This is a genomic window from Salmonella sp. NW722 (assembly GCF_051702785.1).
Lineage (GTDB): Bacteria > Pseudomonadota > Gammaproteobacteria > Enterobacterales > Enterobacteriaceae > Salmonella > Salmonella enterica.
In genome coordinates, this window is record NZ_JAMMIN010000011.1 from 59,421 (window position 1) to 82,327 (window position 22,907).

The following is a 22,907-nucleotide window of genomic DNA, read 5'->3' on the forward strand; positions in this document are numbered from 1 at the left end:
ATCAGGAGAAATAATTTAGCAAGGTAGTAATCACCGTTCGTTGATCGACGGGCGCAAGGTTATAAAACAGCGGCAGACGCAGCAAACGTTCGCTCTCTTTTGTGGTGTAGACATCGTCCCCGATAAACTCGCCGAATTTATCGCCCGCCGGACAATCATGCAGCGGAATGTAATGGAATACCGCCATGATTTCCGCCTCTTTCAGGAAATTAATCAGCGCGCTGCGATCGGCGATATCCCGCAGTTTGATGTAAAACATGTGGGCATTATGCCCGCAGTTTTCCGGAATAGAAGGCAGCTCGATACGCCCGGCGCGCGCCAGCGGCGTTAACGCATCGTAGTAAGTCTGCCACAGCGACAGACGCTGTTGATTGATACGATCGGCGGCCTCCAGTTGCGCCCACAGATAGGCAGCCTGCAGATCGGACATCAAATAACTGGAGCCGATATCCCGCCAGGTGTATTTGTCCACCTGACCACGGAAGAACTGGCTACGGTTGGTACCTTTTTCGCGGATGATCTCCGCGCGTTCAATTAGCGTACGATCGTTGATCAGCGTCGCGCCGCCTTCGCCGCCAGCGGTGTAATTTTTGGTTTCATGGAAGCTAAAACAGCCGATGTGACCGATCGTCCCTAATGCGCGCCCTTTGTACGTGGACATCACACCCTGGGCGGCATCCTCGACAACGAACAGATTATACTTATCCGCCAGCGCCATGATGACGTCCATTTCACAAGCGACGCCAGCGTAGTGTACCGGCACGATAGCACGGGTTTTATCAGTAATCGCCGCCTCAATCAGCGTTTCGTCAATATTCATCGTATCCGGACGAATATCGACAAACACAATTTTCGCGCCGCGCAGGACAAAAGCGTTAGCGGTGGAGACAAACGTAAAGCTCGGCATGATCACTTCATCGCCGGGCTGAATATCCAACAACAGAGCCGCCATCTCCAGCGACGCGGTACAGGAAGGCGTCAGCAACACCTTCGCGCTGCCGAAATGTTGCTCCAGCCACTGCTGGCAACGACGCGTAAAGCCGCCGTCGCCGCACAGTTTGCCGCTGCTCATTGCAGACTGCATGTATTCGAGTTCGGTTCCCACCACCGGCGGCGCATTAAAAGGAATCATGTTGTCACCTGTATAACCAGTACGCAGTGCTTTCGATGTTGGCACCGCTTTGTATGTAACGTTTAAGCGCGGCGGTGTTGCCCAACTGGGTCGCCACCCGCAATGTTGCTTTGCCGCGACTCTGCGCCCAACAGATCGCCGCCTGCATAAGTTCCGCTCCCGCGCCGCGTCCGGCCAACAGACCGATGCGCGCGTCGGTATCATTCAATTCCCGCAGCGAGACGTAACCGCGGATAGCGCCTGTCTCCGTGCGAAGCACCAGGCATTGGTGATCAAACGTGCCGCGTACCGCATTCTCAATCCACTGGGCGTAAAAACGGGCGCTGGCGTCGGGCGCATACCACGGCGCGCGAAAACGACTCTGCGTAAACGCCTCTCCGGCCAACTGACGCAAAGCAGGAATGTCCGTAAGGTGTGCAATTTCCGCGCCATGCTGGTCGCGATGCCCTTTTACCGGCAACGCAAAATCCACCTCGCCTTCAACCAAAGAGAATCCCAGCGATTGCAACGCCGACAGCCAGGCGATGTTTTCAGCCGGCACTTTTACCTGCACGCGTTGCCACGCCTGCAGCGCTTCTGGCGTTAATTCGGGCGCTGAGGCATCGATACGCACAATGCCGCTATTCACGCCAAAAAACGTATTTTCCCAGAGTAACGGTTCAATACTGGCGCGGACGGGCACGGAGCAACTCCAGTAAATATTGGCCATAGCCAGTTTTTTCAAGCTGACTGGCGGCGCGTTTCAAACCATCATCATCCAGCCAGCCGTTGCGCCAGGCAATCTCCTCCAGACAGGCAATTTTGAAACCCTGGCGCTTTGATACGCCGCGCGTAATGGGATGCAACCGGGTACCGGAACCTCCCGCCAGAATGATGCCTTTCATTCGTTTCTCCTCCAGGAGTAAGAACCTGCCGTTTAGCGTTTCAGACCTAAGCGTTCGCCCTGATAACTGCCATCCTGCACGGGTTTCCACCAGGCCTCATTGGCGAGATACCACTGAACGGTTTTTCGCATCCCACTTTCGAGGGTTTCCTGCGGCGTCCAGCCCAGCTCGCGGGCGATTTTCGACGCGTCGATGGCATAACGTAAGTCATGGCCGGGTCGATCGTCGACGAAGGTAATCAGATCGTGATAATTCGCTACACCCTGCGGTTTTTGCGGGGCCAGTTCTTCCAGCAGAGCGCAGATCGTCCTGACCACATCCAGATTTTTACGTTCGTTATGACCGCCGATATTATACGTTTCGCCCACAGCGCCGTTCGTCACCACGTGATACAACGCACGGGCATGATCTTCCACATACAGCCAGTCGCGAATTTGCTGACCGTTGCCATAGACCGGCAATGGTTTACCCGCCAGCGCATTCAGAATCATCAGTGGGATCAGTTTTTCCGGGAAATGGTAGGGCCCGTAGTTATTAGAGCAGTTGGTGACAAGCGTAGGCAGACCGTAGGTACGTAACCAGGCGCGTACCAGATGGTCGCTGCTGGCTTTGGAGGCGGAATAAGGACTGCTTGGCGCATATGGCGTGGTTTCGGTGAAGAAATCGTCTGCAGTATGCAGATCGCCATACACTTCATCGGTGGAGATATGGTGGAAGCGGAACGCCGCTTTAGCGTCCGCGTCAAGCGCGGACCAGTAAGCGCGAGCGGCTTCCAGCAAGGTGTAAGTACCAACGATATTCGTTTCAATAAACGCCGCCGGGCCGTCGATGGAACGGTCTACATGGCTTTCCGCCGCCAGGTGCATCACGCTATCGGGCTGATACTGCTGGAAAACTCGCTCCAGTGATGCCCGATCGCAGATATCCACCTTCTCAAAGGCGAAACGGTCGCTTTGCGTCACCGATGCCAGAGACATCAGGTTGCCCGCATAGGTGAGTTTATCCACCACCACCACCGCGTCTGCCGTTTCATGGATGATATGCCGCACCACCGCAGATCCGATAAAGCCTGCGCCGCCGGTCACCAGAATGCGTTTCATCAGCGCCAGACTCCTTTGGTATCAACCGCATAACGTTGATGAACCGCATCGCCGGGAATCGCTTTAAATTCGTCGTGATCGACCAGCATCACCAGCACATCGGCGGCGGTCAGCGCCGCGTCCAGTTTCGCCAGCGTGCAAAGTCCGTCCAATTTTTTCGGCAACTGATGGATATTCGGTTCGACGACCAGGGTTTCGCCGCTGTGCCAGCGGGCGATACTTTGCGCGATCCCCATCGCCGGGCTTTCGCGCAGATCGTCGATATTCGGCTTAAAGGCCAGCCCAAAACAGGCGATTTTCACTTCGCTGGCGCGTTTATCGGTGGCCGCCAGGCAATCTGCGACCGCGGCTTTTACCTGATCGACCACCCAGTGCGGTTTGCCGTCGTTCACTTCACGCGCGGTCCGAATCAGTCTCGCCTGCTGCGGATTTTGCGCCACAATAAACCACGGATCAACCGCAATGCAGTGCCCGCCAACGCCTGGGCCCGGCTGCAAAATATTGACGCGCGGATGGCGGTTCGCCAGGCGGATCAATTCCCAGACGTTAATCCCCTGTTCGGCGCAAATCAGCGACAATTCATTCGCAAAGGCGATATTCACATCACGGAAGCTATTTTCCGTCAGCTTGCACATCTCTGCGGTGCGCGAGTTGGTGACAACGCATTCGCCCTCAAGGAAAATTTTGTACAGCGCGCTGGCGCGAGCCGAACATACTGGCGTCATACCGCCAATCACGCGGTCATTTTTAATGAGTTCCACCATCACCTGACCCGGCAGCACACGCTCCGGACAATAGGCGATATTCACGTCGGCCTGCTCGCCCGCCTGCTGGGGAAAGGTCAGATCCGGGCGCATCCCGGCCAGCCAGCCAGCCATTTGCTCCGTTGCGCCGACCGGCGATGTTGATTCCAGAATCACCAGTGCCCCTTTTTTTAATACCGGCGCAATGGATTTCGCCGCGGCTTCCACATAGGCCATGTCAGGGTCGTGATCGCCTTTGAATGGCGTCGGCACGGCAATCAGGTACGCATCGGCCTCGACAGGTGTCGTCGTCGCACGCAGAAAGCCGCCTTCCACCGCCATCTTCACCACATTGCCCAACGCCGGCTCCACGATGTGAATTTCACCGCGATTTATGGTGTCTACCGCATGTTGGTTGATATCCACGCCGATAACCTGCTTCTGGCGGGAAGCAAAAGCGGCCGCAGTCGGTAATCCGATATACCCCAGCCCAATAACAGAAATGGTCGTAAAACTCATAACGATACCCGATAACTTTTTAACGCCTGTAAAATGCGCGCGCATGATTGCCCGTCACCATAAGGATTATGGGCGCGGCTCATGGTTTGATATTCATTTTCGTCGTGCAGCAGACGCATAACTTCCGCCACAATGCGCCGGGAGTCCGTGCCGATCAGTCTTACCGTACCAGCGGTAATGGCTTCCGGACGCTCTGTGGTTTCACGCATGACCAATACCGGCTTACCTAATGACGGCGCTTCTTCCTGAATACCGCCGGAATCGGTCAGAATGAGCCAGGCGTGATTCATCAGCCAGACAAAAGGTAAGTAGTCCTGCGGCTCAATCAGTACCACGTTTTCAACATGGCCGAGGATACGGTTGACAGGTTCGCTGACGTTGGGATTGAGATGCACCGGATAGACAATTTGCACATTCTGGTTCGCGGCGGCGATTTCCGCCAGCGCCTGGCAGATATGCTCAAAGCCCTGACCAAAGCTTTCACGCCGATGACCGGTCACCAAAATCATCTTCTTATTCGCGTTGAGGAAAGGATACTGCTCGGCCAGTTCAGCCTGTAATGTATCGCTCGTCAGAACGCGATCGCGTACCCAGATCAGCGCGTCGATAACGGTATTGCCAGTGACAAAAATGCGCTCATCCGGAATGTTCTCCCGCAACAGATTCTGCCGCGAGTTTTCCGTCGGCGCAAAGTGGTACATCGCCAGATGTCCGGTCAGCGTGCGGTTTGCCTCTTCCGGCCAGGGGGAATAGAGATCGCCGGTTCGCAACCCGGCTTCTACGTGCCCTACCGGAATTCGTTGATAGAAAGCCGCCAGGCTGGTAGCAATCGTAGTGGTGGTATCGCCATGAACCAGCACCACATCAGGTTTAAAATCTGCCAGGATCGGCTTTAATCCCTCCAGAATTCGGCAGGTAATTTCCGTCAACCCCTGTCCCGGCTGCATAATGTTGAGATCGTAATCAGGCACAATAGAAAAAAGAGTTAATACCTGATCAAGCATCTCCCGATGCTGCGCAGTAACGCATACTTTGGCCTCGAAATGAGGATCTTTTTCCAGCGCATGGACCAGAGGCGCCATCTTAATGGCCTCCGGTCGTGTACCAAATACAGTCAGTACTTTCACATCGATTCTCTTCGAATAGACAGCAGGGGCCCAGCCCCCTACTGCAGAGGTGTTGCTAAATCGTGCGGCGACGGGTTAAGGCAACGCCCGCACCGATTAGCGCCCCAACGATACCCCACATAATCATCAGGAAGGCTCGGCGTGGGCTATCACGTTTTACCGGTTCTTCCGGCGTACGCAAATAACGATAGGTCTGAAAACGAGGGTCCAGGGTCGGCCCCACATTAAGCGTATTCAACATTGCCCGATTTTGAAAGTAGTCCAAATCGAACGCAGGGCCAACCGCTTGCAGATTTTCAAGACGCGCCTGCAACATAGGGCGACCGAGTAAAAAAAGCTCTGAGTCCGGTAATTCATCCGCCGGGACATCCGTCGCGCTACGAGAAATATTATGTTGTTCCGCAATTTTGAGCGCCTGCTCAATACTGTTTACACGACGTGAATAGATCGCTTTCGCAACCTCTTCCTGCCGTTTGACCTGCGCTTTCATCTGCACGGTACGCGCAGCCCAGGCGCCTTTTAATTCATCATTCAGATGGCTCGCCGCCCGCTGGCTGGCGAATGCGACATACTGACGCAGCAGATTATTGGCGTCCGGCGCAGTTTCAGCAATCAGCTTCACATTGTCGTTGATGGCGCGTGTAAAATCGCCGGGCGTAAACTGTATGTTATTGATCAGTTCATCAAGCATCGCCGCATCAGCTTTGCTATTCCCGACCATTCGCTGCTTGTAATAGTCCGTCTGTAACCAGAAATCGCGACGCGTATCCCAGGAGGCAAGTTGCATGATGAACTCTTTATACGCTTCATCCATCACCGAGGGCTTATCAGAAGAAGCAGGATCGGTCTTAATATCCAGGTTGCGCAGAAACTGCTGCTGGGAGTAATAACCGCCCAACATATTTACGGTTGGGCGATCGGTGATCGCCGTCGCACTCCACTCCTGACGAGCAAAAAAGGTATAGGCTAACGCGATAAGGGCAAATAGCAGGCCAATGCCGATAATCCAGAATTTGCCAGCCCATAAAGTACGAAACAACCCGCGAATATCCAGTTCATTTTCAGCGCTCACCGCGCGTGCCCCCGGTAATGGTTGTGTCATCGTATCCTCATTTACTTGGTTAAGTTTGGCCGGTTCTCACGTTGCCTGCGCAGGCGACGCTTCACACGCTTAATAAATCTCGCCACCTTCCAGGCCCGCTTAATGCAGTAGCCATAGAGGAAGAATGCTAGCAAAAAGAGCACCAACATAACCCATTCAGGAACAAAATGAGAGTATTCTGCCGTTACGCCTACTCCCGCCAGAATCGCCGCTGCGAGCGTAATAAGAACAAATGCCTGGCGGGAAGTAAACCCTGCTCGCATAACCAAATGATGAATATGTTGGCGATCAGGGGAAAAGGGGCTCATCCCTTTACGCAGACGGCGGTACATAATCGCCACCATATCCATCAATGGAATAGCGATAATCCATAGCGCAGTAACCGGGCTGATAGAGTGAGTTTTCCCCTGCGTCGTTTCCAGTAAGAGCCAGATGACGGTAAAGCCAATCAGTGTACTACCGGCATCGCCCATAAAGACTTTATAACGCCGCCCCAAAATACCGAGATTAAGCATAATGTAAGGCAGAATCGCGGCGATCATGGCAAAGCACCACATTGCCAGACTAGCCTGACCATCAAACCATAAAATCAGCCCCATCGCCGCAAATGAGACGCTGGATAACCCACCTAGCAGGCCGTCAATACCGTCAACCATATTGAAAGCGTTGATCGCCGCCCATACCGCAAACAGGGTAAGGAAATAGCCAAAGGGGCCAAGCACTAACTCCCAAGGCCCAAAGATGTAACCAAGGCTACCTAAGTGAAGTTTTGCGATAACCATCATTACAACCGCAATAACAGCCTGAACCACAGCACGGATTTTTACACTGATATCAAAACGGTCATCCATCGCACCAACAAAAACCAATACACCAGCGCAAATAAGATATAGCGATAAGTGCGGTATGTAGTAATCCGAGAGGCCAAACATAAAGCAGATTCCTGCAAACACAGAAATCCCGCCGACTAATGGGATAACACCCTGATGTCGTTTACGAAAGTTTGGTTTATCCACTAAACCAATTTTTATGGCTACTTTTCGCGCAAGAAAAATAAAAATGGTCGTGAATAAAAAAATACTGATTAGCTCAGATAAAGCGGTGAGTAACTTCACAGTGTATGTGCTCTCAGCATATATCATTTCCTTAAAGTATAATGCGTTACGCCAGCTCCTAGAAGAGACCTGTTAGAACATTACACTTTTTACCGCAAACAATGTGTATTGTGCATGGTGTTACTCTGTAGCGCATATCCCGATGACCAGTTTATATGACATGACGCTAAGATGAATCGCAAAACAAAAACGCCACGTAAAAACGTGGCGTTTTCAGGTAAAGACCAGGTTATGAGCGCTTCATCATCTCGAAAAAGTCGTCATTAGTTTTGGTCATCGCCAGTTTGTTAATGAGGAATTCCATCGCGTCAATTTCACCCATCGGATGGATGATTTTACGCAGGATCCACATTTTCTGCAGCTCTTCCTGAGTGGTGAGCAGCTCTTCTTTACGGGTACCGGAACGGTTGTAGTCGATAGCCGGGAAGACACGTTTTTCAGCGATCTTACGCGAGAGGTGCAGCTCCATGTTACCGGTGCCTTTAAACTCTTCGTAGATAACTTCGTCCATCTTGGAACCGGTATCGATCAGCGCCGTCGCGATGATAGTCAGGCTACCGCCCTCTTCCACGTTACGCGCCGCGCCGAAGAAACGCTTCGGACGATGCAGGGCGTTAGCGTCCACACCACCGGTCAATACTTTACCGGAAGCCGGCACCACGGTGTTGTAGGCACGCGCCAGACGGGTGATGGAGTCGAGCAGGATGATAACGTCTTTCTTGTGTTCAACCAGACGTTTCGCCTTCTCGATAACCATTTCGGCAACCTGAACGTGGCGGGATGCCGGTTCGTCAAAGGTAGACGCAACCACTTCGCCTTTCACCAGACGCTGCATCTCGGTTACTTCTTCCGGACGTTCGTCAATCAGCAGCACCATCAGCACGCAGTCCGGGTGGTTATACGCGATGCTCTGCGCGATGTTCTGCAGCAGCATGGTTTTACCCGCTTTCGGCGGCGCGACAATCAGACCGCGCTGGCCGCGACCGATCGGCGAAGCCAGATCCAGAACGCGCGCCGTTAAGTCTTCGGTAGAACCGTTACCACGCTCCATACGCAGACGAGAGTTTGCGTGCAGCGGGGTTAAGTTCTCAAAGAGGATTTTGTTACGGGCGTTTTCCGGTTTGTCGTAGTTAACTTCGTTAACTTTCAACAGCGCAAAATAGCGTTCACCTTCTTTCGGCGGGCGAATCTTACCAGAAATGGTATCACCAGTGCGGAGGTTGAAACGGCGGATTTGGCTGGGGGAAACGTAGATATCATCAGGACCGGCGAGGTAGGAGCTGTCTGCAGAACGGAGGAAACCAAATCCATCCTGCAATATCTCCAGCACACCGTCGCCAAAGATATCTTCGCCACTCTTTGCGTGCTGCTTCAGGATGGCAAAAATAATGTCCTGCTTGCGCATACGGGCCAGGTTTTCCAGCCCCATACTTTCGCCGAGAGTGATCAGCTCAGAAACCGGCGTATTCTTTAATTCGGTAAGATTCATAATGGTGTGAGTTCTTAAACTTGGGGTAAATCTCGAACTTAATGTTGTGAATGGTATGGCAGGGTCATCCATGCCTGTTTACGGCTATCAACTCATGTCTGTTCGCTGTCTGGTCACAGGAAAGTACGCAGAACTGAAACGACAAGACGGAATGAGCGAAGAGCCAGGAATCTTTCCACTTCTCGTGCGAGAAAAAACGGGAAGTGACGGATAAAACCAGATTCAAACTTAATAAGGTATGTTTAATTCGAAGTCAATACTAACTTAGCACGACTCAGACCGGGCGTCCAGAGATCCTGACAATTTAAGAATAACGTAAGGACAACAGACGCCACGAAACTGCCTGATACCTTAATCATTCGTCGAATAACAGACGCCTGACCATACAGCGCCTTTGTCATTCGACGTATAAAAGGTATTACGCCAGATTGGCGTCGAGAAACTCTTTCAACTGACCTTTAGACAGTGCGCCTACTTTGGTTGCCGCCACTTCGCCGTTTTTAAACAGCAGCAGAGTCGGAATACCGCGGATGCCATATTTAGGCGCAGTACCTGGGTTCTGGTCAATGTTCAGTTTGGCAACGGTCAATTTGCCCTGATATTCGTCAGCGATTTCATCCAGAATCGGAGCGATCATTTTACACGGCCCGCACCACTCTGCCCAGAAATCAACGAGGATAGCCCCGTCCGCTTTGAGTACATCCGTGTCAAAACTGTCGTCAGTCAGGTGAATAATTTTATCGCTCATATATAACTCCACAGGAATAAGCCTGGCGTGTTGGTGTAGCATTAACCAACGAGGTGCTGATGTTAACTTCGCCAACAAAGGTTGACTTTATTTCACCGGATACGCTTTCGTAAAGCAATAGTAAGCTGATATTCTACCACACTATGAGCAAAACACATTTAACAGAACAGAAGTTTTCCGACTTCGCCCTGCACCCACAGGTGGTTGAAGCCCTTGAAAAAAAAGGGTTTTATAATTGTACGCCCATTCAGGCACTGGCCCTTCCGCTAACGCTGGCGGGTCGTGACGTTGCAGGGCAGGCGCAAACCGGTACCGGGAAAACGATGGCGTTTCTGACGTCAACGTTTCATTATTTACTTTCTCATCCCGCGATCGACGATCGCAAGGTGAACCAGCCGCGCGCGCTGATCATGGCGCCGACGCGTGAATTAGCCGTACAAATTCACGCAGACGCGGAGCCGTTGGCGCAAGCGACAGGCTTAAAATTAGGCCTGGCTTACGGCGGCGATGGTTACGACAAGCAGCTTAAAGTGCTGGAAAGCGGCGTTGATATTCTTATTGGTACGACGGGCCGACTGATCGACTACGCCAAACAAAACCACATTAACCTCGGCGCCATTCAGGTCGTCGTACTCGATGAAGCCGATCGCATGTACGATTTGGGCTTTATTAAAGATATCCGCTGGCTGTTCCGTCGTATGCCGCCGGCTGCGCAGCGTCTGAACATGTTGTTCTCCGCCACCCTGTCTTATCGGGTTCGCGAGCTGGCGTTTGAACAGATGAACAACGCCGAATATGTTGAAGTGGAACCGGAGCAAAAGACCGGCCACCGCATTAAAGAAGAGCTTTTCTATCCCTCTAATGAAGAGAAAATGCGTTTACTGCAAACGCTGATCGAAGAAGAGTGGCCGGATCGCGCCATTATTTTCGCCAACACCAAGCATCGTTGCGAAGATATCTGGGGACATCTGGCGGCAGATGGCCATCGTGTTGGTCTGCTGACCGGCGACGTCGCGCAGAAAAAGCGCCTGCGGATTCTGGATGAGTTCACCCGCGGCGATCTGGATATTCTTGTGGCGACCGATGTCGCGGCGCGCGGGTTGCATATCCCCGCCGTAACGCACGTCTTTAACTACGATCTGCCAGACGATTGTGAAGACTATGTTCACCGTATCGGTCGTACCGGTCGCGCTGGCGCCAGCGGACATTCCATCAGCCTGGCTTGCGAAGAGTATGCGCTGAATCTGCCCGCTATTGAGAGCTATATCGGCCACTCGATTCCGGTCAGCAAATACAATCCGGAAGCGCTCATGAACGATCTGCCCAAGCCGTTGCGTCTGACGCGTTCGCGTCCTGGCAATGGTCCGCGCCGCGCTGGCGCTCCGCGTAATCGTCGTCGTTCAGGTTAAGAAAAGTTATGCCATACACAAAATCATTTAGCCTGTATCAAGGCGGCAAGAAAACAAATCCCGATGAGCTTAGGAAGAGTACGCAGCCAACACGGATACAGGTTGAAGGATGAAGTGTATGAATTCCACCTCGTTGTATGCCGCCATTGATCTCGGTTCCAATAGTTTTCATATGCTGGTCGTGCGCGAGGCGGCGGGAAGCATCCAGACGCTGACCCGAATAAAACGCAAGGTGCGTCTGGCCGCGGGTCTGAACAACGACAACCACCTTTCAGCCGAAGCGATGGAACGCGGCTGGCAATGCCTGCGCCTGTTTGCTGAACGTTTGCAGGATATTCCGCAGCCACAAATCCGCGTGGTTGCCACCGCAACATTGCGTCTCGCCGTCAATGCGGGTGAATTTATCGCGAAAGCGCAGACTATCCTTGGTTGTCCGGTGCAGGTTATCAGCGGCGAAGAAGAGGCGCGGCTGATTTATCAGGGGGTTGCTCATACCACCGGCGGCGCAGATCAGCGACTGGTGGTGGATATCGGCGGCGCCAGCACTGAACTGGTTACCGGCACTGGCGCGCAAACCACGTCGCTATTTAGCCTGTCGATGGGCTGCGTAACGTGGCTTGAACGCTATTTTAGCGATCGTAATCTGGCGCAAGAAAATTTTGATGACGCGGAGAAAGCCGCGCGCGATGTACTGCGTCCGGTCGCCGATGAACTGCGTTTTCATGGCTGGAAGGTCTGCGTGGGTGCCTCCGGCACCGTACAGGCATTGCAGGAAATCATGATGGCGCAGGGGATGGACGAGCGCATTACGCTCGCCAAACTGCAGCAGCTAAAACAACGCGCGATACAGTGCGGGCGTCTGGAAGAGCTGGAAATCGAAGGCCTGACGCTGGAGCGCGCGCTGGTTTTCCCAAGCGGGCTGGCTATTCTGATCGCGATATTTACCGAGCTGAACATCCAGAGCATGACGCTGGCAGGCGGCGCGTTACGCGAAGGGCTGGTATATGGGATGTTGCATCTGGCGGTAGATCAGGATATCCGCAGCCGCACGCTGCGGAACATTCAGCGTCGGTTTATCGTCGATACCGATCAGGCAAATCGCGTGGCGAAGCTGGCAGATAACTTCCTCAAACAGGTAGAAAATGCCTGGCATATTGAGCCTATCAGTCGTGAACTGTTGCTTAGCGCTTGCCAGTTGCATGAGATCGGTCTGAGCGTTGATTTTAAACAGGCGCCCTATCATGCCGCCTATTTAGTACGCCATTTGGATCTGCCTGGCTATACGCCCGCGCAGAAAAAATTGCTCGCCACCCTCTTACTGAACCAGACCAATCCGGTCGATCTCTCTTCGCTTCATCAGCAAAACGCGGTACCGCCCCGTGTTGCGGAACAGCTATGCCGTTTGCTGCGCCTGGCGATTCTTTTTGCCGGTCGCCGTCGTGACGATCTGGTACCAGAAATTACGCTACAGGCGCTAAATGAAAATTTGACGTTAACCTTGCCTGGCGACTGGCTGGCACATCACCCGCTGGGTAAAGAGTTGATTGATCAGGAAAGCCAGTGGCAAAGCTATGTACACTGGCCGCTGGACGTTCGCTAACTGTAGTCTGATTGCCGGATGACGCTTCGCTTATCCGGCCTACGATTTCGCTCGCTTTGCCGCCATCATGGCTTTCAGATTAGCCAGGTGACTTTGCCCTTTTTGCATTCGCTCCTCAGCGCTTACCACTTTGCGCTCCTGCTCCCAGATTAAATCATCCTGCGGCAGTTCTAACAAGAAGCGACTGGGTTCCGGGCGCACCAGTTCCCCATACTGACGGCGCTCTTTACATAATGTAAAGGTGAGCTCTTTCTGCGCGCGAGTGATCCCGACATAGGCCAGCCGACGCTCTTCCTCAATATTATCCTCGTCAATACTGCTTTGATGCGGCAAAAATCCTTCTTCCATTCCCACCATATAGACATACGGGAATTCCAGTCCTTTCGACGCATGAAGCGTCATCAACTGTACCTGATCCAGCTCTTCTTCGCTCTCGCCACGCTCCATCATATCGCGCAGCGTAAAGCGTGTAACCACCTGGGTTAGCGTCATCGGCTCATCGAGTTCGTTGCCTTCCAGCATCTCAGTCATCCAGCTAAAGAGCTGGTTAACGTTTTTCATACGCATTTCCGCCGCTTTGGGGCTCGGCGAGGTTTCGTACAACCAGGACTCATAGTCAATACCGTGGATGAGATCGCGCACGGCGGCGACAGGCTCACGTTCGGCCAGACGCTGGATTTCCCCCAGCCAGTGGGTAAAACGCGTCAATGAATCGTAACCACGTCCGGTCAGCTTCTGGCTAAGCCCCATATCAAAGCTGGCGGTAAACAGGCTTTTATTACGCGTCATTGCCCATTCACCCAGCTTTTGCAGAGTGGCCGGACCGATTTCGCGTTTTGGCGTATTCACGATGCGCAGGAAAGCGCTGTCATCATCCGGGTTGGTCAACACCCGCAGGTAGGCCAGCAGGTCTTTAATCTCCGGACGGGAGAAGAATGAGGTGCCGCCGGAAATTTTGTACGGAATGCGGTTCTGCATGAGGAATTTTTCAAATACCCGCGACTGATGATTCCCGCGATACAGAATGGCGTAATCCTTGTACTGGGTCTTGTTCACAAAGTGATGGGCAATCAGTTCGCCGGTAACGCGCTCAGCCTCATGCTCTTCATTGTTTGCGCTTAACACTTTGAGTTCCGCGCCGTAACCGAGCTCGGAAAAGAGGCGCTTTTCAAAGACGTGCGGATTGTTGGCGATGAGAATATTCGCCGCTTTCAGGATGCGGCCCGAAGAACGATAGTTTTGCTCCAGTTTAATCACCTGCAGCGCCGGAAAGTCCTGGCTCAGTAACACCAGGTTTTGCGGACGCGCCCCGCGCCAGGAGTAGATAGACTGATCGTCATCGCCTACGACCGTAAAGCGCGCGCGTTGCCCGACCAGCAGCTTAACCAACTCATACTGGCTGGTGTTAGTATCCTGATATTCATCCACCAGTAGATAACGAATTTTATTCTGCCAGCGCTCGCGCACCTCGTCATTGCGTTGCAGCAGCAGCGTCGGCAGCAAAATCAAATCATCAAAATCGAGAACGTTACATGCCTTCATATGGGCGTCGTAAAGCCCGTAGCAGTGGGCAAAAATACGATCGCGTTCACCTTTCGCCCCCGCCGCTGCATGTGCAGGCGTTTTGAGATCGTTTTTCCAGTTGGAGATCGTGGAGATCAGCTGTTGCAACAGAACCTTGTCGTCTTCGATCAGGCCTTCGGTCAGCTCTTTGAGCAAGGCGACCTGGTCGGTATCGTCAAACAATGAAAAGTTCGATTTCATCCCCAGCGCAGCGTACTCGCGCTTAATAATATCCAGCCCTAGCGTATGAAAGGTGGAGATCATCAAACCGCGCGCTTCCTTACGGCCGAGCGTCTGCCCGACGCGTTCTTTCATCTCACGCGCTGCCTTGTTGGTAAACGTCACCGCCGCAATATGCCGGGCCTGATAGCCGCATCCGCGGATCAGGTGGGCGATTTTATTGGTAATTACGCGAGTTTTACCAGAACCCGCTCCTGCCAGCACCAGGCAGGGTCCGGTGACGAATTCGACAGCGTGTTGTTGGCCGGGATTTAAACGCATGGGAATAGTGCTCAATCTTCGAACGGGGGAGGGATTGTAGCAGAAAGCGAGGCCCAGAGAAGACCAGGCTGCTTTTTCAGGCAGCCTGGAAAAGGTCAATCAGCAGGCTCTGGCGGCAAGCGGCGTATAGCCATTACGCTGTGCGCTCTTGATCCAACTGTAAGAACCCATTAGCGCGATCGCCGTCAGCAGAACATACTCAAGCGACATCGCATAAACGCCCTGTACTGCATAGATCACGACGCTAATTACATCAATAATCACCCACAGCAGCCAGTTTTCCACGTACTTGCGGGTCATCAGCACCATCGCCGCAATCGACAACACCAGCATGGTGGAATCCCAGAACGGGAACGCATCCGGCTGGAGTTCAGGCATCGCCACCTGCATACCTACCGTTTGCAGCAGAGCGAGCATAACGCGGGTCAACATAGCGAAGACCGGATCGATAAACCACGTCATCAGCAGAATGGCGATAATACATACGCCCCCCAACCTCCATGTTTGTTGACGAGAAAGCCAGCGTACTTTCAGAGCGGCTTCCCGGGCGTCATTCTGCCGGCTCCATGCGTACCAGCCGTAAATATTCGCCGCAAAGAAAAACACCTGAAGTAGCAAGCTGGCATACAGTTGAATCTGAAAAAAGATGGCGGCAAACAGAGTGACGTTAATCAAACCAAACAGGTAATTAACGATTTTTTCCCGGCTGGCGCACCAGATGCACAATAAGCCAAAGACGGTGCCGATAGCCTCAATCCACGACAGCGCATACCCACCCTCGCCGAGAGGAATGTTGACCATTACATTGTTAATGCTGAAAAAGTCCATCATTGCTCTCCTTGCAAACTATCGAAATAAATGGCCTGAAGCGCCAGAGAAATCTGGCGCTCTTCACCTTGCTGGCACAAGGTTTCCTGCTGAACATAATGGTTAATGCTGCTCTCCAGACAGCCACTATGCGCGACGACCACGTTTAGCAACGACGCGGTACGCAGCCCACGTAACGCCCCCACCACCATCAGCGCGGCGGTTTCCATATCCGCGCCGAGAACTCCCCTGGCCGACCATTCGGCATCCAGTTCAGCTTCGCGATCGGTATAAAAACTGTCATGGCTGCGTACCAGCCCGCAAACGGCAGAGATGTTCATCTGTTTCGCCTGCTGTATCAGCGTGGCGGTAAGATACGGGTCCGCACAGGCCGGATAACTGGCGGGCGCATAGGTTTTGCTGGCACCGTCGTCAGCCACCGCGCCGTGGGCGATGATCACATCGCCCAACGCCAGCGAGTCCTGCAACGCGCCGCAACTACCGATACGGATTAGCGTGTTGACGCCAACCTGGCGTAACTCCTCAATGGCGATAGCGGTTGACGGTCCGCCGATTCCCGTGGAAAGCACGACTATTTCAACCCCCTGGTACCAGCCGCGCGCCGCGCGAAACTCCCGGTTTTGCCCCAGAATCTCAGCCTTATCAAGAAAACGGGCGATTCTATCCACCCGCCCGGGATCGCCGGGCAAAAGCGCATATTTCGCGCGGGTCATGCTTGTGTTAAGCCGAATATGGGGTTGCATCTCCCGTCTCCTTATTGTTCTGAGAGGTTCAGTTTTCCGCCTCCTGTTTGAGTTTTTCAGGAGCCAGTAAAATGATCCGCTCACCGTCGGTATCGATAATGTTCAGCGATTTCAGATCGTGCAGTATCCGGTTGATACTGCGCGTCGTCGCCGCAAATTCCTGACCAAGATTCTGCTTATCAAGTAAAATAGTGGTTGATTCATATTGTTGATAACGCAGCCATAATGCCTGGCATACGCGCTGATGCAGCGAGTACAAATTGTCGCTACTGGCCTTTTTCGACAACTGGTAATACTGTTGGCTGAAAAACCGCAGCATTCGCTGGTTAAAGTGGTTATCCAGCGTCAGCCAGCGGCAAAAATGCGCTTGCGGCAGGCTGAGTAGCTGTACATTACCGACGGCTACGACAGAACAGATGTAATGCCGCGACTCAAATATCTCTAGCTCGCCCAGCATGTCTCCTTTGCCATAACGCGCCTGCCGGTAACGGCGTCCATCTTCAGCTTCGTAAAAAACATCCACTTCACCGGCCACGATGAGTGAAAATTGCTGGCATATTTCCCCCTGGCGGCAGATAAGCGCGCCGCGGGAAATGTCGTCAAATCGCCAGCACTGCATGATTTCCAACGGGCAGTATTTGAGTAATTCATAGAGCACTGGGTCGCGTACGACCTGGCGTAGCCCTAAAAGCCAGTCGTCTGGAAATTCTGCGTTTTTCATTATGCTCATGGTATCTCGCCCCTTGTCAGAAAGGACAGGACCGCCGTCCCGCACATCCGAAATACGCCTGCTAAAAATGCCGCTTATCTCCCGGTTCATTAAATCAGGCGGGACATCTGTCCTGTAATGGCGAAGAGTATATGTCTGACGGCCTAAGGAGTGATAAAGTGACGGCCAATCTTTGCGACGTGAGAACACAATAATGGCAAAAATGGCAGCAGCACTGCATATTCTTGTAAAAGAAGAGAAACTGGCTTTAGATCTTCTGGAGCAAATTAAAAACGGCGGCGATTTTGAGAAGCTGGCGAAGAAGCATTCTATTTGCCCATCCGGTAAAAAAGGCGGTCATTTAGGCGAATTTCGTCAGGGCCAGATGGTTCCGGCATTCGATAAAGTAGTCTTTTCCTGCCCGGTACTGGAGCCAACCGGCCCGCTGCATACCCAGTTCGGTTACCACATCATTAAAGTATTGTATCGCAAATAAAAAACCGGGTGGCGGCTACGCCTTACCCGGCCTACATCGTCTGCTTGATTTTGTAGGTCGGGTAAGCGCTAGCGCCACCCGACAAGGTATATCAACCCGCTACCGCAATACGCTTCATATCCGTCATATAGCCGCGCAATTTCTTACCTACCTGCTCAATCGCATGGCTACGAATCGCGTCGTTCACGTCGCGAAGCTGTGCGTTGTCTACCGCGCCTTCCGGGATAGCACTACCCAGATCGCCCGGTTGCAATTCCGCCATAAACGGTTTCAGCAGCGGTACGCAAGCGTAAGAGAACAGGTAGTTACCGTATTCTGCGGTATCAGAGATAACCACGTTCATTTCATACAGACGCTTACGGGCGATGGTGTTGGCGATCAGCGGCAGTTCGTGCAGTGATTCGTAGTAAGCGGATTCTTCGATGATGCCGGAATCGACCATGGTTTCGAACGCCAGCTCAACGCCCGCTTTCACCATCGCGATCATCAGCACGCCTTTATCGAAGTACTCCTGCTCGCCGATTTTACCTTCAAACTGCGGCGCGGTTTCGAACGCAGTTTTACCGGTCTCTTCACGCCAGGTCAGCAGTTTCTTATCGTCGTTAGCCCAGTCAGCCATCATGCCGGAAGAGAACTCGCCGGAGATGATGTCATCCATGTGTTTCTGGAACAGCGGCGCCATGATCTCTTTCAGCTGTTCGGACAGCGCGTAAGCACGCAGTTTCGCCGGGTTAGACAGACGGTCCATCATCAGGGTGATGCCGCCCTGCTTCAGCGCTTCGGTGATGGTTTCCCAGCCGAACTGAATCAGTTTTTCGGCGTATGCCGGGTCGGTGCCTTCTGCCACCAGCTTGTCGAAGCACAGCAGAGAACCAGCCTGCAGCATACCGCACAGGATAGTCTGCTCGCCCATCAGGTCGGATTTCACTTCCGCCACGAAAGAAGATTCCAGTACGCCCGCACGGTGACCGCCAGTTGCTGCTGCCCAGGCTTTAGCAATCGCCATGCCTTCGCCTTTCGGATCGTTTTCCGGGTGAACGGCGATCAGCGTCGGCACGCCGAAACCACGTTTGTACTCTTCGCGCACTTCGGTGCCCGGACACTTCGGCGCTACCATCACCACGGTGATGTCTTTACGGATCTGCTCGCCCACCTCCACGATATTGAAGCCGTGGGAGTAGCCCAGCGCCGCGCCGTCTTTCATCAGCGGCTGTACGGAGCGCACCACGTCGGAGTGCTGTTTGTCCGGCGTCAGGTTAACCACCAGGTCAGCCTGCGGAATCAGCTCTTCGTAGGTACCCACTTTGAAGCCGTTTTCGGTCGCTTTACGCCAGGAGGCACGCTTCTCAGCAATCGCTTCTTTACGCAGGGCGTAGGAGATATCCAGACCGGAATCACGCATGTTCAGGCCCTGGTTCAGCCCCTGAGCGCCACAGCCGACGATGACCACTTTTTTACCCTGAAGGTAGCTCGCGCCGTCGGCGAATTCGTCGCGGCCCATAAAGCGGCATTTACCCAGCTGCGCCAGCTGCTGGCGCAGGTTCAGTGTATTAAAGTAGTTAGCCATGATGGTGTACTCCGTGATGTTGTGTTGTGGTGCTTATTATTCGGTTCGTTTTTCAGCGAGAATAGACTCACATTACAACAGGAAATTTATTGCGGAAATTGATATATTCACAACATCACGTTGCAATTTCTGCAATATAAAGCCGTGAGGTGAAATCGGTGGATTTACGCGATCTAAAAACCTTCCTGCATCTGGCGGAAAGCCGCCACTTTGGCCGCAGCGCGCGGGCGATGCACGTCAGTCCCTCCACGCTCTCCCGGCAGATTCAGCGGCTGGAAGAAGATCTCGGCCAGCCGCTGTTTGTGCGCGACAACCGCACGGTCACGCTGACCGAAGCCGGTGAAGAGCTGCGAGTGTTTGCCCAACAGACGCTTTTGCAATATCAGCAGTTGCGCCATACCCTCGATCAGCAGGGGCCGTCCCTTTCCGGCGAACTCCATATCTTCTGTTCAGTGACCGCGGCGTACAGTCACCTGCCGCCGATCCTCGACCGCTTCCGCGCCGAACATCCCTCGGTGGAAATTAAGCTCACCACCGGCGACGCCGCCGACGCCATGGACAAAGTGGTCACCGGCGAGGCCGATCTGGCGATTGCCGGTAAGCCGGAAACGCTGCCCGGCGCGGTGGCGTTTTCGATGCTGGAGAATCTGGCAGTGGTGCTGATCGCCCCGGCGCTGCCCTGCCCGGTGCGCAATCAGGTGTCGGTCGATAAGCCCGACTGGTCGACGGTGCCGTTTATCATGGCCGATCAGGGGCCGGTACGCCGCCGCATTGAGCTGTGGTTCCGTCGCCACAAAATCAGTAACCCGTCAATTTACGCGACAGTGGGCGGCCATGAAGCAATGGTATCGATGGTGGCGCTGGGCTGCGGCGTGGCGCTGCTGCCGGAAGTGGTGCTGGAAAACAGCCCGGAGCCGGTGCGCAATCGGGTGATGATTTTAGAGCGCAGCGACGAAAAAACGCCGTTTGAACTGGGCGTCTGCGCGCAAAAAAAGCGGCTGCATGAGCCGCTAATTGATGCGTTCTGGAAGATTTTACCGAATTAGTTTTACGGCCCTACCATTACCCGAACAGGCTTCCCAATACGGCTAAGCATATTCACCAGAGCATCAATGGTGAATTTGCTGCATTTCTTGTTGACGACATCCGAAACGCGCGGTCGGGATATATGCAAAACTGTAGCAACCTCGGCTTGCTTCATTTGGTTTCGCGTAATCCAGAGGGTAATTTCTTCCATGAGCTGTTCTTTAATGGCTAACGTGTTTTCGATTTCACTCAGGGAATCAGCGTAAAACTTTTCTGCGTCCTGCTTATCAAACCCCAAATCAGCAAAAACATTACCGCCAGATGGCGTCACATGGCGAATATCACTATCAGTTTTGGCAATCACAAGCTGTTTCTCCGTTGTTGCACCACCCGGTTATAACGCGTTCTGGCGATGTTTTTATCGTGCTGACTGGTTTGTTGCGTCTGTTTTTGGAAACTATGCAAAACGTAGAGTGCTTCTTCAAACTTAGCGACATACATAACGCGATAGATACCATTGTTGTCACGAATCCGAATTTCATTTACCCCAGCCCCAATTTCTGAAAACGGTTTCCAGTCATCGGGTTCAATTCCATACTGAATTTTGTGAAGCTGATAACCGACTGCTTTACGTACCGTTATGGGAAAATCCAGGAGATCCTCCAGAGAAGATCCCACCCATCGAATTTCTTTTTCATTGGAGAGAGCTCGGGTGAGTAACATAACATCCTTGTGTATAAAATTTTATACATTGTTTTTAGCAGGTGCAAGTGATAGCGGTGCTAACGATATGGTGAGCCGAGTTTCACCACAAGCAGATTGGGCGCCTTCTGGAAAACGTCTCGCAAAATTAAATGAGTGGATGCTCCGGGCTGGCAGAAAAGCCCAATAACTGAGGGAAGATAATATCTTGATATTAGGCCCACTTTACTTTGTGGGCCCGAAAAACTAAACGCTGAATTAACCCGCCAGAAAGAACCGGAACGCCGGGTTATTGCTCTCATCATGGCATTCATAGCCCAGTTCATGCAGCCGGGTTTCGAAATCCGGCTCATGATCGCCTAACTCGAACGCCGCCAGCACGCGGCCATAATCGGTACCGTGGCTGCGGTAATGGAATAGCGAAATATTCCAGTGCGTGCCAAGCGTATGCAGGAATTTGAGCAACGCGCCGGGCGACTCCGGAAATTCGAAACTATACAAACGCTCCTGTAATGGCTTGGAGGGGCGCCCGCCGACCATATAGCGCACATGCAGCTTCGCCATTTCATCGTCGGAGAGATCCACTACGCTATAACCGCCGTCGCACAGTTGGGTGATAATCTCTTTTCGCTCCTCCAGCCCCTGACTGACGCGTACGCCGACAAAAATACAGGCATTTTTCGCGTCGGCAAAACGGTAGTTAAATTCGGTGACCATACGCCCGCCAAGCAACTGGCAGAATTTGAGGAAGCTCCCCTTTTCTTCCGGAATGGTCACCGCCAGTAACGCTTCGCGCTGTTCCCCCAGCTCGCAGCGTTCAGACACATAGCGCAAGCCGTGGAAGTTGACGTTGGCGCCGGAAAGGACGTGCGCCAGGCGTTCGCCGCGAATATTGTGCTGGGCGATATATTTTTTCATCCCCGCCAGCGCCAGCGCGCCGGACGGTTCCGCCACCGCACGCACATCTTCAAACAGATCTTTCATCGCCGCGCAGATAGCGTCGCTATCCACGGTGACAATATCATCAAGGTATTCCTGACACAGCCGGAACGTTTCGTCGCCGATGCGTTTTACCGCTACGCCTTCAGCAAATAACCCAACGCGCGGGAGATCTACTGGATGACCGGCTTCCAACGCCGCTTTCAGGCAGGCGGAATCCTCCGCTTCGACGGCAATCACTTTGATTTGCGGCATCAATTGTTTGATCAGTACCGCTACGCCCGCCGCCAGGCCGCCGCCGCCAACCGGCACAAAGACACGATCGAGATGCGAATCCTGCTGAAGCAGCTCCAGCGCCAGCGTGCCCTGCCCGGCGATCACCATTGGGTGATCAAACGGCGGCACCCAGGTAAAACCCTGCTGCTGCGCCAGCTCAATAGCTTTCGCTTTCGCTTCATCAAAATTAGCGCCGTGCAACAGCACTTCGCCGCCAAAACCGCGTACCGCATCGACTTTAATATCCGCCGTTGCTTTTGGCATGACGATCAGCGACTTCACGCCAAGCCGCGCGGAGGAGAACGCCACGCCCTGTGCATGATTCCCCGCCGACGCAGTAATCACGCCGTGGGCTTTTTGTTCTTCGGTCAATCCGGCCATCATCGCGTAAGCGCCGCGCAGCTTAAAGCTATGTACCGGCTGCCGGTCTTCGCGTTTGACGAGAATAACGTTATCCAGACGTGACGAGAGCTTTTCCATTTTTTGCAGCGGCGTCACCTGCGCCGCTTCGTATACTGGCGCGCGTAGCACCGCGCGCAGATACTCCGCCCCTTCCGGCGCGACTGACAGTGGTTGAGATTCCGCCATC

At 53.3% G+C, this 22,907-nt stretch carries 23 protein-coding genes; 4 read left to right on the plus strand and 19 right to left on the minus strand.

Translation table 11 applies throughout. The features are described 5' to 3' along the window. Position 1: 1 nt before the first annotated feature. From rffA to trxA, 11 genes are all read right to left on the minus strand, one after another. A complete protein-coding gene (rffA, locus tag NA330_RS21625) occupies positions 2-1,132 on the minus strand; it encodes a dTDP-4-amino-4,6-dideoxygalactose transaminase (RefSeq protein WP_000612080.1) in 1,131 nt (376 codons plus the stop codon). 4 nt (positions 1,133-1,136) lie between these two features. Then, complete coding sequence (gene rffC / locus NA330_RS21630) at positions 1,137-1,814, minus strand: dTDP-4-amino-4,6-dideoxy-D-galactose acyltransferase (protein ID WP_001145156.1); 678 nt, start codon at positions 1,812-1,814, stop codon at positions 1,137-1,139. Continuing rightward, positions 1,792-2,106, minus strand: coding sequence for a sugar phosphate nucleotidyltransferase (locus NA330_RS21635; protein WP_223148968.1), 315 nt, complete (start codon positions 2,104-2,106; stop codon positions 1,792-1,794). The genes rffC and NA330_RS21635 overlap by 23 nt, the downstream gene beginning before the upstream one ends. Then, entirely contained in the window at positions 2,049-3,116 is a 1,068-nt protein-coding gene (gene rffG / locus NA330_RS21640; protein ID WP_023241735.1) for a dTDP-glucose 4,6-dehydratase, read from the minus strand. The genes NA330_RS21635 and rffG overlap by 58 nt, the downstream gene beginning before the upstream one ends. Beyond that, on the minus strand, positions 3,116-4,378 hold the full coding sequence (gene wecC, locus NA330_RS21645) for a UDP-N-acetyl-D-mannosamine dehydrogenase (RefSeq protein ID WP_023241734.1): 1,263 nt from the start codon (positions 4,376-4,378) through the stop codon (positions 3,116-3,118). The genes rffG and wecC overlap by 1 nt, the downstream gene beginning before the upstream one ends. Then, positions 4,375-5,505, minus strand: coding sequence for a non-hydrolyzing UDP-N-acetylglucosamine 2-epimerase (gene wecB / locus NA330_RS21650; protein WP_000866685.1), 1,131 nt, complete (start codon positions 5,503-5,505; stop codon positions 4,375-4,377). The genes wecC and wecB overlap by 4 nt, the downstream gene beginning before the upstream one ends. Before the next feature lie 55 nt (positions 5,506-5,560). Next, a complete protein-coding gene (gene wzzE / locus NA330_RS21655) occupies positions 5,561-6,607 on the minus strand; it encodes an ECA polysaccharide chain length modulation protein (RefSeq protein WP_000193413.1) in 1,047 nt (348 codons plus the stop codon). Between the two features lie 11 nt (positions 6,608-6,618). Then, a complete protein-coding gene (wecA, locus tag NA330_RS21660) occupies positions 6,619-7,722 on the minus strand; it encodes a UDP-N-acetylglucosamine--undecaprenyl-phosphate N-acetylglucosaminephosphotransferase (RefSeq protein ID WP_023241733.1) in 1,104 nt (367 codons plus the stop codon). Positions 7,723-7,951: 229 nt separating this feature from the next. After that, entirely contained in the window at positions 7,952-9,211 is a 1,260-nt protein-coding gene (gene rho, locus NA330_RS21665) for a transcription termination factor Rho (RefSeq protein ID WP_001054532.1), read from the minus strand. A gap of 87 nt (positions 9,212-9,298) precedes the next feature. Then, complete coding sequence (locus NA330_RS21670) at positions 9,299-9,382, minus strand: rho operon leader peptide (protein ID WP_134820045.1); 84 nt, start codon at positions 9,380-9,382, stop codon at positions 9,299-9,301. 247 nt (positions 9,383-9,629) lie between these two features. Continuing rightward, positions 9,630-9,959, minus strand: coding sequence for a thioredoxin TrxA (gene trxA / locus NA330_RS21675; protein WP_001280776.1), 330 nt, complete (start codon positions 9,957-9,959; stop codon positions 9,630-9,632). Positions 9,960-10,102: 143 nt separating this feature from the next. Here trxA and rhlB point away from each other — a divergent pair, with 143 nt between their 5' ends. Together rhlB and gppA are read left to right on the plus strand one after the other, a co-directional pair. Then, positions 10,103-11,368: an ATP-dependent RNA helicase RhlB gene (rhlB, locus tag NA330_RS21680; RefSeq protein ID WP_000047525.1), complete on the plus strand. Its 1,266-nt coding sequence runs from the start codon at positions 10,103-10,105 to the stop codon at positions 11,366-11,368. A 118-nt stretch (positions 11,369-11,486) separates the two neighbouring features. After that, positions 11,487-12,968 (plus strand): guanosine-5'-triphosphate,3'-diphosphate diphosphatase, encoded by a 1,482-nt coding sequence (gene gppA / locus NA330_RS21685; protein ID WP_001089447.1) that lies wholly within the window; start codon positions 11,487-11,489, stop codon positions 12,966-12,968. Between the two features lie 39 nt (positions 12,969-13,007). On the opposite strand, the gene rep is transcribed toward gppA, so the two are convergent. The 4 genes from rep to NA330_RS21705 form a co-directional block, all read right to left on the minus strand. Continuing rightward, positions 13,008-15,032 (minus strand): DNA helicase Rep, encoded by a 2,025-nt coding sequence (rep, locus tag NA330_RS21690; RefSeq protein WP_023241731.1) that lies wholly within the window; start codon positions 15,030-15,032, stop codon positions 13,008-13,010. Positions 15,033-15,131: 99 nt separating this feature from the next. After that, entirely contained in the window at positions 15,132-15,860 is a 729-nt protein-coding gene (gene pnuC / locus NA330_RS21695; RefSeq protein ID WP_020838007.1) for a nicotinamide riboside transporter PnuC, read from the minus strand. Further along, positions 15,860-16,603: a nucleoside phosphorylase gene (locus NA330_RS21700; protein WP_001182428.1), complete on the minus strand. Its 744-nt coding sequence runs from the start codon at positions 16,601-16,603 to the stop codon at positions 15,860-15,862. The genes pnuC and NA330_RS21700 overlap by 1 nt, the downstream gene beginning before the upstream one ends. Positions 16,604-16,631: 28 nt before the next feature. Next, positions 16,632-17,333 (minus strand): Crp/Fnr family transcriptional regulator, encoded by a 702-nt coding sequence (locus NA330_RS21705; protein WP_024149226.1) that lies wholly within the window; start codon positions 17,331-17,333, stop codon positions 16,632-16,634. Between the two features lie 193 nt (positions 17,334-17,526). On the opposite strand from NA330_RS21705, the gene ppiC reads away from it, so the two are divergent. Continuing rightward, positions 17,527-17,808, plus strand: a complete 282-nt coding sequence (gene ppiC / locus NA330_RS21710) for a peptidylprolyl isomerase PpiC (protein WP_001096806.1) — start codon at positions 17,527-17,529, stop codon at positions 17,806-17,808. Positions 17,809-17,899: 91 nt separating this feature from the next. Here the strand turns inward: ppiC and ilvC are convergent, their stop codons facing one another. Then, entirely contained in the window at positions 17,900-19,375 is a 1,476-nt protein-coding gene (gene ilvC / locus NA330_RS21715) for a ketol-acid reductoisomerase (RefSeq protein ID WP_000024943.1), read from the minus strand. A gap of 158 nt (positions 19,376-19,533) precedes the next feature. Between ilvC and ilvY the strand changes: the two genes are divergently transcribed. Continuing rightward, positions 19,534-20,421, plus strand: coding sequence for an HTH-type transcriptional activator IlvY (gene ilvY / locus NA330_RS21720; RefSeq protein WP_001518849.1), 888 nt, complete (start codon positions 19,534-19,536; stop codon positions 20,419-20,421). 2 nt (positions 20,422-20,423) lie between these two features. Here ilvY and NA330_RS21725 read toward each other — a convergent pair whose 3' ends face one another. From NA330_RS21725 to ilvA, 3 genes are all read right to left on the minus strand, one after another. Continuing rightward, positions 20,424-20,765, minus strand: coding sequence for a helix-turn-helix domain-containing protein (locus NA330_RS21725; protein ID WP_000560822.1), 342 nt, complete (start codon positions 20,763-20,765; stop codon positions 20,424-20,426). Continuing rightward, positions 20,762-21,079 carry a type II toxin-antitoxin system RelE/ParE family toxin gene (locus NA330_RS21730; RefSeq protein WP_162264584.1) on the minus strand — a complete coding sequence of 106 codons (318 nt, stop codon included), beginning with the start codon at positions 21,077-21,079 and terminating at the stop codon, positions 20,762-20,764. The genes NA330_RS21725 and NA330_RS21730 overlap by 4 nt, the downstream gene beginning before the upstream one ends. 282 nt (positions 21,080-21,361) lie before the next feature. After that, positions 21,362-22,906, minus strand: coding sequence for a threonine ammonia-lyase, biosynthetic (gene ilvA, locus NA330_RS21735; RefSeq protein ID WP_001524959.1), 1,545 nt, complete (start codon positions 22,904-22,906; stop codon positions 21,362-21,364). Position 22,907 lies beyond the last annotated feature (1 nt).

Excerpts from the sequence above, each read along its gene's own strand:
- rffA (WP_000612080.1), bottom strand. The coding sequence starts at position 1,132 with ATGATTCCTTTTAATGCGCCGCCGGTGGTGGGAACCGAACTCGAATAC.
- rffG (WP_023241735.1), bottom strand. The coding sequence starts at position 3,116 with ATGAAACGCATTCTGGTGACCGGCGGCGCAGGCTTTATCGGATCTGCG.
- wecC (WP_023241734.1), bottom strand. The coding sequence starts at position 4,378 with ATGAGTTTTACGACCATTTCTGTTATTGGGCTGGGGTATATCGGATTA.
- wzzE (WP_000193413.1), bottom strand. The coding sequence starts at position 6,607 with ATGACACAACCATTACCGGGGGCACGCGCGGTGAGCGCTGAAAATGAA.
- rho (WP_001054532.1), bottom strand. The coding sequence starts at position 9,211 with ATGAATCTTACCGAATTAAAGAATACGCCGGTTTCTGAGCTGATCACT.
- trxA (WP_001280776.1), bottom strand. The coding sequence starts at position 9,959 with ATGAGCGATAAAATTATTCACCTGACTGACGACAGTTTTGACACGGAT.
- rhlB (WP_000047525.1), top strand. The coding sequence starts at position 10,103 with ATGAGCAAAACACATTTAACAGAACAGAAGTTTTCCGACTTCGCCCTG.
- gppA (WP_001089447.1), top strand. The coding sequence starts at position 11,487 with ATGAATTCCACCTCGTTGTATGCCGCCATTGATCTCGGTTCCAATAGT.
- rep (WP_023241731.1), bottom strand. The coding sequence starts at position 15,032 with ATGCGTTTAAATCCCGGCCAACAACACGCTGTCGAATTCGTCACCGGA.
- pnuC (WP_020838007.1), bottom strand. The coding sequence starts at position 15,860 with ATGGACTTTTTCAGCATTAACAATGTAATGGTCAACATTCCTCTCGGC.
- NA330_RS21700 (WP_001182428.1), bottom strand. The coding sequence starts at position 16,603 with ATGCAACCCCATATTCGGCTTAACACAAGCATGACCCGCGCGAAATAT.
- NA330_RS21705 (WP_024149226.1), bottom strand. The coding sequence starts at position 17,333 with ATGAGCATAATGAAAAACGCAGAATTTCCAGACGACTGGCTTTTAGGG.
- ppiC (WP_001096806.1), top strand. The coding sequence starts at position 17,527 with ATGGCAAAAATGGCAGCAGCACTGCATATTCTTGTAAAAGAAGAGAAA.
- ilvC (WP_000024943.1), bottom strand. The coding sequence starts at position 19,375 with ATGGCTAACTACTTTAATACACTGAACCTGCGCCAGCAGCTGGCGCAG.
- ilvA (WP_001524959.1), bottom strand. The coding sequence starts at position 22,906 with ATGGCGGAATCTCAACCACTGTCAGTCGCGCCGGAAGGGGCGGAGTAT.